This window comes from Candidatus Polarisedimenticolaceae bacterium, from assembly GCA_036376135.1.
Lineage (GTDB): Bacteria > Acidobacteriota > Polarisedimenticolia > Polarisedimenticolales > DASRJG01 > DASVAW01.
The window spans coordinates 36,415-48,852 of record DASVAW010000144.1 but is presented as its reverse complement, the minus strand read 5'-3'; the positions used below and the strand labels follow the sequence as shown (position 1 = coordinate 48,852).

Sequence of the window (12,438 nt, the reverse complement as noted above, 5' to 3'; positions counted from 1 at the left end):
CGCTTCGAGCAGGCGGTCCGCTGGCAGCGGGTGCATCCGATGGGACCGCTCGTGGTCGCCACGGACGGCGGCCTTCACGGCGTCGATCCCTCGAGCGGCGCGATCGCGTGGACCCGGGGCGATCTGGAGGTCCCCTCCGAGGAATCGTTCGAGGTGCTCCACGGCACGACGCTGTTCCTCGTGGCCTGCGGCCGCGCGCGCGAGCGCTCCCTCGTCCTCGACGCGGTGGACGGCCACGTCGTCTTCGACTCCCGCGCCGCGGGGATCGCCAACACGATCCAGCGCGCGGTCCTCTTCGACACGGGAGGCCTGCTGATCCTGGGCCAGGAGAAGGACGACCCGACGCTGAAGTTGTTCCTGACCGAGATGGCCACGGGCAAGGTGCGGTGGTCGAACGACGAGGTCGTCGGCGGCGGAGCCTCCCCCGGCATGAAGAAGCTGGCCGGGCTGCTCGCCCAGTTCGCCCAGTCCTCGCTGCCGTCCGCGGTGCCGTCCCGCCCGATGGAGGTCGGCGGCGACGCCGTGGTGCTCGCCTCCGGATCGGAGATCTGGAAGCTCTCCACCCGGACCGGCAAGTTCCTCTGGCGCATCCCGAACCGGGACGGCTCGGGGGTCGCGAGCCTCTTCGTTCCGGCGACGCGCCCCGGGTTGCTTCTCGTGGGGACCGAGATCTCGGGGCAGGGCATGAGCACGAACGGCGCACCTCCCGTCCAGACCTCCTACGCGGCCTACCGGCTGGAGGACGGCTCGCCGGTCTGGCCCAAGTCGATCAAGGTCAAGGGTCCGCTCAACCCCCCCGTCCTGCTCGACGACGGAGCGCTCCTCAGCTCGGGCGGCGGAATGGATGGCGGGATCCGGCTGGTCGAGTACGACACGGGACGGTCCGCCTGGGGGAAAAACGGCAAGGGGATCGAGTCGGACGGCGGCATCGTCGATCACCTCGCGACCGACGCCGGCCTCGTCGTCACGATGGGGAAGGACGGCATCTGGAGCAACAAGGGGACGGTGTACGCGCTGAACGTGCTCGACGTGGCCTCCGGCACGTTCCGGTTCCAAAGGGCGCTGAAGGTGAAGGGGCGCCTGCTGCGGTCCGAGGTGCTCGCGCGTGGGGTCCTGGTCGTGACCACCCACGAGGTGAACGTCTTCGATCCGCGCACCGGCACGCCGCTCCCCGGCGCCGCCGTCGTTTCCGACTCTCTCGTCACGGCCGACGCGGGAGCGTCGCTCTACGTCTTCTCCCGCGACGACGGCGCGTTGTGGCGGCTCGACAAGCCGCAGGCGAAGCTCACGCGGCTCGGGGAGGGATCGGTCGCGCTCGAGGGAGGGGACGTCCCGCGGGCGCTCGAGGTCGTCGCGGACCGGGTCACCCTGATCGGGGCGCAGTCCGTGGTCGGCTTCGACCTGGACGGGAAAGTCCTGTTCCGCAGTCACTACCCCGCTCCGCGCGACCCCGCGTGGGTCCGCGCGCTGTACATCGCCCAGTCGGTCCGCATGGGGATGGCCTCCGCGCAGGCGGGCGCGGGAAGCGCCGCGCTGAGCCAATACGCGGCGACCCGGGACGACGGGACGTTGGAGCGCGAGCTCGCCGACGAGTTGTCCCGGGGTTACGCGGAGATCGCCGATGCGGCGGCGGGCGCGTCGGCGTCGTATGCGACGCTCGCGCGACGTCGATTCCAGGCATCCGCCCAGGCCCGGGACTTCCAGTTCATGATGGTCCCGCTCGAGAACGGCTTCGGGATCGCCCAGGTCGACAAGTCGAACGGCGCCGTCCGGGGCACGATCCCCATCGGCAAGGACAAGGTCCCGAGCTACGAGGTCGACGACGTCGCCCGCCGCGTGTATTACCGCCCCGGCGATCGCGAGATCCTGGGATATGCCTTCTGAGCGCGGCGGCGGGGAGCATCCGAGAGCGGTTGGCTAGAATCCCCCACGCCATGGCGTTTCTCGACTTATCGGGCACTCTCGCGGGGTTGAAGGTCCTCGACGACGGGGACCGCGACCGTTACAAGGCCGCCGTCCGGGCCGGAGAACAGACCGGCTTCGGTTATTACTGGCCCCACCTGCTCGCGCAGCATCGCCCCGGGAGCAGCGCCGTGCTCGTGGCCGAGGACGGCGACTCCCTGTGCCTTTTCCGTTGGAGAGTCCGCGACGCACGAGCCCGCCTGGACCTCTACCTTCCCCCGCTGCCTCCGAGCCTCCCCGTCCTGGCGCGCTGCCTCGAGCGCGCGAACGCGTTCAACGGCGACCGCTCCGCGCGCATCGTCCGCATCGACGAGAAGGACGCGGGGACGCTGTCGGAACACGATCGCCTGCGTCTCGAGCCGCGCCGGATGCAGTACCTGTATCGACCGGAGACCTACCTGAACCTGAGCGGGAACAACCTCCGGACGCTTCGGCGCCAGGTTGCGCGGGTCGAGGGGCTCTCCCGCGTCGAGGTCCTGCCCTACTCGGAGGAACACGCCGAGGACTGCCGCGCCCTCCTCCGGCGCTGGAGGGACCGGCACCGCGCCGCGCACGGAACCGAGGGGGGCGCGGGCACGGCCCGGCGTGCCCTCGAGTTGGCGGGAAGGCTCCGGGAGCCCGACATGAGAGGCGAGGTGATCCTCGTGGACGGTCGCCTCGCGGGATTCGCGTTCGGCGGCGAGATCCGCCCCGGGGTCGGGTGTTTCTTCGAGGCCAAGTCCGACGAGGACGTACCGGGGCTCGCCTACTTCCAGCGCCGCAGCTTTCTCCTGCGACTGCGCGACTTCGATCTCGTCAACGACGGTTCGGACGCGGGCCGTCCGGGGCTCCGGCAGCTCAAGGACAGCCTGCGCCCCGCACGCATGCACGCGGAGTACCGGGGCATTCAGCGCAGGCGCTGATGTTTGCGGATGAGGAAGCGGGCGAGGTGCCGCGCGTGCGGATACACCCAGCGCTCGAACAACGGCTCCTGCTCGGGCCGCCTCTCGAAGATGCGGACGTCCGCGCCGATCCCGGCGAGCCCGGGCTTGGTGTTGATCTCGAGAAGCCTCAACCGACCCTCTCGGTCGATCGCGAAATCGAAGGCCACCTCGAGGATGTCGCCGGGATGGAGACGCTCCAGGTACGCGGCGAGCCCGAAGGACTCGTTCCGTAGCTCGTAGAGCATCTCCTGCGCACCCTCGGGGCCCAGCAGGTCGAAGAGCAGCTCCTCCGTGACGACCGTCTTCCCCCCCTGGCTCACGTTCGAGACGTCGCTGCCTTCCGGCGACCGCCTTACCTCGTGCAGCCAGTTCCAGGTGTCGCCGTCGTGCAGCATCGTGACCCGGATGTCGAAGGTCGACCCGTCGTGGCGCAGGGTCTCGACCCCGTGCTGGATCACGTATTGCCTCTTCCCCTCGACCAGCCCGCGCACGAACTCCGCCGCCGCCCGTACCGACGCCACCGCGTGGCGGCGCCGCGCTCCCGCCTCGTAGTGGGTCACGGACAGCCCGGTCGTGTCCCGACGAACGGTGATGATCCGGTTGCCTTTGCTGCCGGAGCAGGGTTTGAGAAAGGTGAGGCGCCCGGTCTCGACGAAATACTCGAGCTGCCGCTCGGATCGGGTGTACAGCTCGCAATGGGGGTGCAGGGACTCGTGGAACCCTCGCACCAGCTTGTACGTCTCGTGTTTGTTTCCCAGCAGCTCCGAGAAGGCGTGGGGGACGTAGATGCGGATCCCCCGCGCTTCGGCCCACCGTCCGAACTCCTGGTAACCCATCCCCTGTTCGAGCAGCCGGCGCGTGCGGTGCGTCCAGTTGCCGTTCACGACCGGAATCGCCGCCGTCGTCGGAAGGTAGTTGCCGTCCTCGAACAGCCATCCCTCCACGTGGTCGGTCCCGGCGCGGACGTGCTGCGGGCCGTAGACGAACAGTCGCAGCCCGGCCTCCCTGAGCGCCGCGTCGATCAGGGCGACCCGATTGACCACCGACGGACTGAGCCGCCAGCGCCGGTCCAGGAGCGAACGGTTGTAATGGAACCCGATGAGATTCATGCGTCTGGTGCCGGATTGCCGGTTACGTCGAGGAAGACCGCAGCCTACCACGCGCCCAACTCCCGGAAGTTTAACAAGGCGTGATTCTCGGCACTGCTCTCCTTCTCAATGACGTCCATTTCGAGACTCGTCTCGCGGAAGGGATCCGATCGCGCTATCGTGACGTTGTTTTGCGCCCGTCGGCGTCGAGATCGCTTGCCGGAGCGGTCCGGCGGGCGTACCGGATTGGGGTCGAGAAGCCATACCGAAGAAGTCTCTTCCGACGCCGGGGGGCCGCCCCGTCGAGACAGGTACGTTGATGGACCAGGATTCGTCGCGCCGACTCGGGGAGGTACCCGACCCTTCGCCGTCCGAGGCGAGCGCAACGTCGTCGTCCCCGCCGCCCCCTACGCCCTACCTCGACATGCGTGCCGCGCGCCCGGAGCTTCAGGGCGCGATGGATCAGAAGCGTCGGGATCGGATCCGTCTGCGTCTGGCCTCATGGGCGTTCACCACGCGGCGCGTCCCGCAAGGGGCGGCGACGGGGATTCTGGCGCCCAAGGGCCGACCCGAGGCGGGGGACCTCCTCCTGGCGCGGGTGGACGCCATCGGCCAGCACGGCGACCTGCACATGGTGAATGGAAGGCGGCGCCACCTGTTCGTCGGGAACGAGATCGTGGTGGCCTACGGCAACCGATACGCGTCGAACCAGTACGAAGCGCTCGTCCCGGAGACACTGGGGCCCTGCCAGCTCGTCGCGGGTGGGGGCATGGCCTCGCGCGTGGTTTCGTGGCACGCGAGCATGAAGGCGCCCACGCAGATCACCCCGATCGGCCTGCTGAGCGACCCTTCCGGCCGACGCATGAACCTCCGCGATTACGCCCTCCCGGCGGTCGAACCGCCCACGGAGTACAGGCCCACCCCCGTCGCCGTGGTCGGTACGTCGATGGACTCGGGAAAGACCCAGTCCGCGGTCTATCTCGTTCGCGGGCTGATCGCGGCCGGCCTGCGCGTCGGATACGCCAAGGTGACGGGAACGGGCGCGGGCGGAGACTACTTCTGGCTCAAGGACGCGGGCGCCGACCCCGTGCTCGACTTCACGGACGTCGGCCTCGCTTCGACGTACCGGGTCGGCGCGGAGGAGATCGAGGGCGCCCTGGTGTCGCTCGTGAGCCACGTCGCGTCCCACGGCGTGGACGCCGTCGTCCTCGAGATCGCCGACGGCGTGCTGCAGCGGGAGACGGCCGCGCTTCTCGAGAGCCCGGGTTTCTCCCGCCTCGTCGGCGGGATCGTGCTCGCGGCGCAGGATTCCATGGGTGCGCTCGCGGGGGTCCAATGGCTCCGGGAGCGGCCGACCCCCCTGCTGGCTCTCAGCGGCGTGCTCACGGCGGCGCCCCTGCAGATCGCCGAGGCCAGGGAGGCCACGGGGCTCCCCATCCACGATCGCGAGGGCTTGGCGTCCCCGGAAGTGGCGATCGAGCTGCTCGGCCGGGCACAACAGCATCTGGAGGCGAAGGCGTCCGGATGGATCGGAGCCGCCTGAGATGGCCGCCACTCGACCCCACCCCCGCTGGTCGCTGCCCCGAGGCCGGATCCTCCTGCGCGCCCTGCGGAGCGACCCGACCCAGGAGTACCTCATCTACGTGCCGGCCTCCGCCGCTCCCGGCGCGCCGGTGCTGGTCGCGGTGCACGGGATCTCCCGAAACGTCCTCGAGCACACGGTCGTGTTCTCGCCTCTGTGCGAGGAGCAGGGGGCCGTCCTCGTCGCCCCGGTCTTCACGCCGGACCAGCACATGGACTACCAGCGTCTCGGCCGGCGCCATCGCGGCCATCGGGTCGACCTGTTGTTGCATCGGTTCCTCGCGGAGGCGGGCTCGTTGAGCGGCGCCGACGTCGCGCAGATCCACCTGTTCGGCTTTTCCGCCGGGGCGCAGTTCGCCCACCGCTACCTCATGGCGCATCCGGATCGGGTGGCGAGAGCCGCCGTGGCGGCCGCGGGCTGGTACACGTTCCCCGACCACTCGCGCAAGTACCCCTACGGCATCCGCCCGGGCCGTTCGCTCGAGGGCGTCAACTTCAACCCCGAGCGTTTCCTCCGCGTCCCCGTGGAGGTGCTCATCGGGCACAACGACGTGGGCTCGAGCAACGTGCGCCGCAGCGAGCGCCTGGACGCGCAGCAGGGCACCAACCGTGTGGAGCGTGCCCGAAGCTGGGTCGCCGCGATGCGCGACGCCGCCACCGCATACGGCCTGAAGCCGCTCGTCTCGCTGACCGAGGTTCCCGGAATCGACCACTCCTTCACCTCGTTCTGCACGCGCGGGGAGCTGGTGGACCGCGTCGGACGATCCTTGTTCGGCGCCCCCCCGGCGAGGCTGGAAGCGTTTCGGGCGGAGGCTGCCGTCGCCGAGTCGAGCGTCTGATGGGAGATCCCGGCAAGCTGCGCCGCCGCGACCGAGGCGCCGCGCCGACGGAGTGGACTCGACCGGAGGAGGCCGCGCCCGGGGCACCCCCCGCCGCCCCGGCCGAAGCGGAGGTCGATCCGATTCACGGGTTGCTCGGCGCGCCGCCCGTGCCGGCCGAGGGGCTGCGACGGATCTGGCAACGCGCCCGCTGGGCGCTGGTCCCGCTCCTGGTCCTCGGCCTCGCGGCTCCGCTCTTCTTCTGGGTGCGGTATCAGTCCAACCACGTGACGTCGAAGAACGCCTCCGTCCGCGGTCACGTCGCCGAGATCGGGACGCGCCTGACCGGTCTCGTCAAGTCGGTCGAGGTGGACGTCGGCGACCGGGTTCGGGCCGGCCAGGTGATCGTGCGGCTGGAGGATCGGCACCTCGTCGCGGAGGTGCAGGAGGCCCGTGCCGAGGTCGAGGCCCTGCAGCGGACGATCGACATGGAGCAGCTGAACGTCCTGCACCAGCGGCGCCGCGTCGGACAGGCCGCGGAGGAGGCGGCGGCCAAGGTCGCGGCGGCGCAGGCCCAGGCCGAGGAGGCACGCATCCGCGCGGAGGAAGCCCGCCGCGACCACACCAACCGGCAGACCCTGTACGAGCGGGACGGCGTGGTGTCCGGTGAGGACGTGCGCAACGCGGAGACCCGTCGACTGACCGCGGAGGCGCGGCTGGACGAAGCCCGTGCCAACAGCGACGCCGCGAAATCCGCGGGGCGGACGGTGCGGTTGGAAGCCGATCTCATCGCGATCGAGGAAGGGAAGGTCGGCGTGCTCGAGGCGGAGCTGCTGCGCGCGCGCGCCAGGCTGGCGCGCGCCGAGGCGGACCTCGACGGGACGTCGATCCGGGCCCCGGAGGACGGGGCGATCGTCCGGCGGGTCGTCCAGCCCGGCGGATCGGTCGAGGCCGGGCAGCCCATCCTCGCCATGTGGCTCGGCCGGGACGTGTGGATCGAGGCGTGGGTCGACGAGGACGACATCGGGAAGGTCCGCGTCGGCAGCGTGGCGACGGTGAGCTTCCACTCCCTGCCTGGCCGCGAGTTCGCGGGCGTCGTGGACAAGATCGGCCTCTCGACCGACTTCGAGATTCCCGACGCCCAGGTTCCGCAGCCCCGGTTCTCGAGGATGCGCAGCGCTCCGGTCGTGGGTGTGCGGATACGGCTCCACGAGCCGCCTCCGGAGCTGGTGCCGGGTCTGTCGGCGGTCGTGGCGATTCGCAAGGCCGAGTAGGACGCCGTGGACCTCGAGGGGGCGAAGCCGGCGCAGGAAGCGGCGCTCGAGCTGGGCCCGGCCGAAAGCGGGTGGCGGCTGGTCCGGCGGAAGGGGCATCTCGGAACCATCCCGCTCGCCGTGCTGACGGCGCTGGGGTGCCTCCCGCTCGGGATGGTCTTCTGCCGCATCCTGGCCCTTCCCGGCGGTGAATCGCTGCACGGGTTCGGCCTGGGTCCGTTCCGCGAGTTCGGCGAGCTCCTCGAGCAGTGGTTCACCCTCGCGTGGATCCCGGCGAGCGACCGGCCCTCGATCCTCTACCTGCTCATGCTCCCGACGGGCGCCCTGTTCATCGCGATCGCGCGCCTGACCCTGGGCATCCGGGTCCTCGGCTTCCGGGCGATCCTGATCGCGATCGGTTTCCGGGCGAGCGGATTGGTCCCGAGCCTCGTCCTGATGGCGGTCGTCGTCGGGACGATCGTCGCGATCCGCCCCTGGTTCCGCCGCATCCGGCTCCCGCTGTACGCGCGCGTCGCGGTCATCCTGTGCCTTTCCGCGGCGATCATGCTCGGTGCCGTGCTCATCGCACCGTGGCTCCGTTCGGAAACGGTCTGGAGTGTCGCGTTTTTCCCGGTCATCATCATGGCGATGCTGGCCGAGGGGGTCGCGAAGACCCTGCAGCAGGACAACGCGGTCACGGCGGCCTGGCGGGCGGGATGGACGATCGCGCTGGCCCTGCTCATCGCGCTGGTCGACCGGGTGATCGCCCCGATCGCCTACCAGTTTCCGGAGCTGATCCTCACGGAGCTGATCGCGATCGTCTTCGTCTCCGAGTTCCTGGACATTCGCCTGCTCGAGGACTGGCCCGCGCGCCTGACGCGGCTCGTCGAGGGAGCGGGTTTCGGCGCCTCCGAGAGACCGAGGGTCGCCGTCGTCCGCAATCAGGAGAGCAGCCGGTTCATCGGCCGCCTCGGCCCCCGGACACCGGCGAAGTACCTCTCCAAGTCGGTGCAGCGGCCGGTGGACGCGCTGCGCGCGCAGGGGTTCCGGGTCAAGGTGCTGGAGGGCGACGTGACGCTCCTTCGCGAGCTCGCCGCCTACCTGCCGCCGGACCCGAGAAGGGGATCGCCGGGCGGGATCGTACTGAACCTCGCGACGGGCGTGCAGGGCCGCGGCAGGTTCGCCCACGTGCCGGCGATGCTCGAGCTCGCGGGCGTCCCCTACACCGGCCCCGACCCCCTGGCGCAGGCCCAGTTGACGGACCGGTTCGTCCTGATGACGCTGCTGGGCGAGGCGCAGGTCTCGGTGCCGCGGTGCCGCACGGTCTCGGATCCCAAGGCGTTCGTGGATCTCGACTTCCCGCTCGCCGTACGCCCGCGGTTCGAGCCGGACGCGTCCCGGATCGTCGTCCGGAATCGGGAGAGGCTCCAGGCGGCGATCCGTGAGATCCGGCGTCATCACGCCCAGCCCGCGGTCGTGGAGGAGATCGTTCGCGGACGGAGGATCCTCGCGTCCGTTCTCGGGAACGAGAGCCTCGAGTGCCTTCCGCTCCTCGAGGACTCGGAGGACGAGCGGACCCGGATCTGCCCGGCGCCGCTCGACGAGACGCAGGCGGAACGGGTTCGCGAATGCGCCCGCCTCGCCTTCGCCGCCGCGGGGTGCCGCGACTACGCGCGCATCGACATCCGCCTTTCCCCGTTCGGCGAGCCGTTCGTCCTCGACATCCGCTGGGTCGACCTTTTCGACAGGCGGGGGGCGTTCGTCACCGCGGCGGCGGCGGCGGGCTACACGTTCCCCGCCCTGATGCGACGGATCATCGACGAGGCGGCCCGGCGCTGCCTGGGCGCCGCGACGGTCCGGACGGGGAGCGCCCCCGACGCGAGCGCGGCCAAGGTCGTGTCCCTGGCCGCGCGAAGGTCGGCGGCGGAATGAGCCGCCCCGCACCCTGGGTCGCGAGGCTCGTCCTGGCCGCGGCGGTGACCGCCCCCTCCCTCGTCGCCTGCGCCCGACCCCCGGAGGCCGAGCGCGACACCGATCCCGTCGCGAAGTGGGTCGATGCGTCGGCGCTCTCCGAACGGGGCTTCGGCAGGGTCGCCTTCGCGACGAAGGAGGGCCGGACGCTGACCGCGTGGGTCTATCGCGGCCGCTCGTTCGATCCCTCGAGCGGGCCCATCTGGTTCGTGATGCACGGCGCGAGCCGAGACGCCGAGCGTTACGTCCGCGCCGCGGCTCCGGTGGCCGAGCGGTACGGGGCGCTGGTCGTCGCGCCCCACTTCGGCAAGGAAGCCTATCCGAAGGGCACCGACTACACGTTCGGAGTCATGCGAGCGGGTCGTTGGCGCGATCCCGAGGACTACCTCTATGCGGAGATCGAGCGCCTGTTCGATGCGGTCCGAGGCTCCCTCGGCGGAAGCCAGCGGGGTTATTACCTCTTCGGGCACAGCGCGGGAGCCCAGTTCACCCACCGGCTGCTGACGTTCCTTCCCCGAGCGCGCGCGCTCGGCGCGGTGGCGGCGAATGCGGGCTGGTACACCCTTCCCACCGACGCGGAACCGCGCTGGAACACGGTGCCGTACGGCCTCCGCGGAAGCCCGGTGAAGCCGGAAGACCTTCGCGGATTCTTCGCGATGCGATTCGTCGTGCTGCTCGGTGAGCGCGACACGACCACCGCCGAGAGCGACGAACTGGTTCGTGGAACCCCCGAGGCGCAGGCGCAGGGCGCGACCCGCCTCGAGCGCGGCCGGTTCTACTTCGGAGTCGCCCAGGCGAAGGCCGAGGAGCTGCACGCCCCGTTCGGCTGGAGGATGGCGACGGTACCTCGCGCCGCCCACGACGCCGCGCGGGTGCTGGCCTCCGCGGGGTTCCTGCTGTTCGCTCCCGAGGAGACGCCGTGCGCGCCGAGCCGAGCCGGCGAGGGCGAAGGCCTCGTGATCACCGAGATCCTCGCCGACCCTCCGCCCGGAGCGTCCGGGGATGCCAACGGAGACGGGGTCCGCGATCCTTCCGAAGACGAGTTCCTCGAGATCGCCAATACCGGCCGGACGCCCGTCTGTCTCACGGGATGGGCGCTCGGCGACGCGGAGGACCCGGAGCGCCACGTCTTCCCGGTGGGCCGCGCGCTGGCTCCCGGCGGAACGCTCGTCGTCTTCGGCGGCGGCGTGCCGACGGGTCGATTCGGCGGCGCCGAGGTGCAGTGGGCCACCGGAGGCCTCAGCCTCTCGAACGGCGGCGACGTGGTCGCACTTCGCGACGGCTCGAACGCGATCGTTCGCCGTGTTTCCTGGGGGGATTGCGCGGGTGCGCCCTGCGCGGCGGACCACTGGCCCGCCCCGCTCGACATCTCCCGCTCGCTCGTCCGGCCGCCGTCGCCCGGCGGCGGTTGGACCGCTCACGCCGAAGTCGGCGGGCTCCGGTACTCCCCCGGCCCGAGCACAGGATCGGAGCGCCCGTGAGCTCGAGGGGGAACGCCTTGCCGACGCCTGCGAGGGCCGAGCCCCGGCTCCTCGAGGGCCGCATCCTGCGCGGCTGCAACGTCCATCACCGCTCGACCGTCTTCACCCAGCGTGTGGACCTTCGCGGCCTCGCGGGGCGCGGCACGGGGGACGCGGGTGTTCCCTTCGAACAGGCGCTGCTCGAGGCGATCCTCGAGGTCGAGCGCGCCGTGGCGGGTACGATGCTCTCCTCCGACGGACCCGCATTCGCGACGATCGTCCGCGATCCCTCCTCCTCGCGAGTCGTCGACCTCGTTTGGGAGTCTCGTTCCGGCGGCGTGTCGCGCGCGGCCGCCCGCGTCGCCCTCGCCGGCGTGCTGGCGTTGACGGCCGCCGGGATCCATCCCTCCGCGCCGGACCGCGAAGGCCACTTCGGCGCACTGAGGACCAAGCTCGAGCGCCGCGCGCGCCGGCGCCGATGGTCCCCCCAGGCGGCGGCCCTGGCGGTCGCGGCGAGGCGGCGCGGCATCCCCTGCGAGCCCTTGGCCGGCTCGTACCTGCGATTGGGCGAGGGGGCGCTCCAGCGCGTCGTCTCGGCGTCGGACCCGGCGGACTCCGCCGACTCGATCCTCGAGACGGCCTTCCCGGTGGGGGTGCCCGCCCTTCTCCCCACCGCGCTGATCGTGGGCGAGCGCGGCACCGGCGCGGTGGGAAGGAGCCTCGAAGGGTTGCTCCGGGCATCCGGCAGCGCGGTCGGTCTCGCGACGCGACAGGAGACCACGGTCTCCGGGAAACCGGTGGATCGCAACGCGCACGGTCGCGGGGCCGGCGCCCGGTTTCTGCTCGGGGACCCGCGCGTGGAGAAACTGGTGTGTGCCCTCTCCCCGCGGACGATCGTCGCCCGAGGGCTGCGGCTGGACCACGCGAGCGTCGCGGCGGTCCTCGAACCGAAGGGCGGAGGCGACCCGGCCGAGTATCGGCTCGGGATCGACGTGGCCGTCGCGGCCACCTCCGGTGCGGTGATCGTCGGCGCCGAGAACCCGCACGCCCAAAGGCTCCTCGAAGAGCTTGGACCGCGACGCGTCGTCCTGGTGGCCGCGCGACGGCGGGCGGTGCAACCGCACCTTTCGCAGGAAGGTTGCGCCGTCGTTCTCACCCGGTCCGCACGGGGCGAGACCCTCGACCTGATCCGGTCGAGCGAGACGCTCGCGTCCGTGAAGGTGGCCTCGTTGCGATCTCGATCGCGCGGAGTGGGAGACCGCCGGCTGCGCCGCACGATGTTCGCGATCGGCCTCGCCTTCGGGCTCGGCCTCTCCGGCGTCGAGCTCTCGAGCGCGGTCGAGAAGAGCCAGTACCTGCGCCGCTGATCGCGGCCCCCGGAG

Annotated in this window: 9 protein-coding genes; 8 read left to right on the top strand and 1 reads right to left on the bottom strand. The window is 71.1% G+C overall.

Translation table 11 applies throughout. The features are described from left to right. Nucleotides 1-1,884 (top strand): PQQ-binding-like beta-propeller repeat protein (locus VF139_15145; GenBank protein ID HEX6852731.1); only part of this gene is annotated, 1,884 nt, incomplete at its 5' end. A 50-nt stretch (nt 1,885-1,934) separates the two neighbouring features. Further along, nucleotides 1,935-2,864: a phosphatidylglycerol lysyltransferase domain-containing protein gene (locus VF139_15140; protein ID HEX6852730.1), complete on the top strand. Its 930-nt coding sequence runs from the start codon at nt 1,935-1,937 to the stop codon at nt 2,862-2,864. Here VF139_15140 and VF139_15135 read toward each other — a convergent pair. Then, a complete protein-coding gene (locus VF139_15135) occupies nt 2,849-3,994 on the bottom strand; it encodes a YheC/YheD family protein (GenBank protein ID HEX6852729.1) in 1,146 nt (381 codons plus the stop codon). The genes VF139_15140 and VF139_15135 overlap by 16 nt on opposite strands. 436 nt (nt 3,995-4,430) lie before the next feature. Between VF139_15135 and VF139_15130 the strand changes: the two genes are divergently transcribed. From VF139_15130 to VF139_15105, 6 genes are read left to right on the top strand one after another with little or no spacing between them, the layout of a single operon-like run. Further along, nucleotides 4,431-5,516, top strand: coding sequence for a hypothetical protein (locus VF139_15130; GenBank protein HEX6852728.1), 1,086 nt, complete (start codon nt 4,431-4,433; stop codon nt 5,514-5,516). A 1-nt stretch (nt 5,517) separates the two neighbouring features. Further along, nucleotides 5,518-6,393 (top strand): hypothetical protein, encoded by an 876-nt coding sequence (locus VF139_15125; GenBank protein HEX6852727.1) that lies wholly within the window; start codon nt 5,518-5,520, stop codon nt 6,391-6,393. Beyond that, nucleotides 6,393-7,646, top strand: a complete 1,254-nt coding sequence (locus VF139_15120) for an efflux RND transporter periplasmic adaptor subunit (GenBank protein HEX6852726.1) — start codon at nt 6,393-6,395, stop codon at nt 7,644-7,646. The genes VF139_15125 and VF139_15120 overlap by 1 nt, the downstream gene beginning before the upstream one ends. Nucleotides 7,647-7,652: 6 nt before the next feature. Then, nucleotides 7,653-9,557, top strand: a complete 1,905-nt coding sequence (locus VF139_15115) for a 7TM domain-containing protein (protein ID HEX6852725.1) — start codon at nt 7,653-7,655, stop codon at nt 9,555-9,557. Further along, entirely contained in the window at nt 9,554-11,077 is a 1,524-nt protein-coding gene (locus VF139_15110) for a lamin tail domain-containing protein (GenBank protein HEX6852724.1), read from the top strand. Before VF139_15115 ends, VF139_15110 begins: the two co-directional genes overlap by 4 nt. 17 nt (nt 11,078-11,094) lie before the next feature. Continuing rightward, nucleotides 11,095-12,423, top strand: a complete 1,329-nt coding sequence (locus tag VF139_15105; GenBank protein HEX6852723.1) for a hypothetical protein — start codon at nt 11,095-11,097, stop codon at nt 12,421-12,423. Nucleotides 12,424-12,438: the final 15 nt, after the last annotated feature.

Bases quoted from the DNA above. Each gene is read 5' to 3' on its own strand.
- VF139_15135 (HEX6852729.1), bottom strand. From the start codon at position 3,994: ATGAATCTCATCGGGTTCCATTACAACCGTTCGCTCCTGGACCGGCGC.
- VF139_15120 (HEX6852726.1), top strand. From the start codon at position 6,393: ATGGGAGATCCCGGCAAGCTGCGCCGCCGCGACCGAGGCGCCGCGCCG.
- VF139_15140 (HEX6852730.1), top strand. From the start codon at position 1,935: ATGGCGTTTCTCGACTTATCGGGCACTCTCGCGGGGTTGAAGGTCCTC.
- VF139_15130 (HEX6852728.1), top strand. From the start codon at position 4,431: ATGGATCAGAAGCGTCGGGATCGGATCCGTCTGCGTCTGGCCTCATGG.
- VF139_15110 (HEX6852724.1), top strand. From the start codon at position 9,554: ATGAGCCGCCCCGCACCCTGGGTCGCGAGGCTCGTCCTGGCCGCGGCG.
- VF139_15125 (HEX6852727.1), top strand. From the start codon at position 5,518: ATGGCCGCCACTCGACCCCACCCCCGCTGGTCGCTGCCCCGAGGCCGG.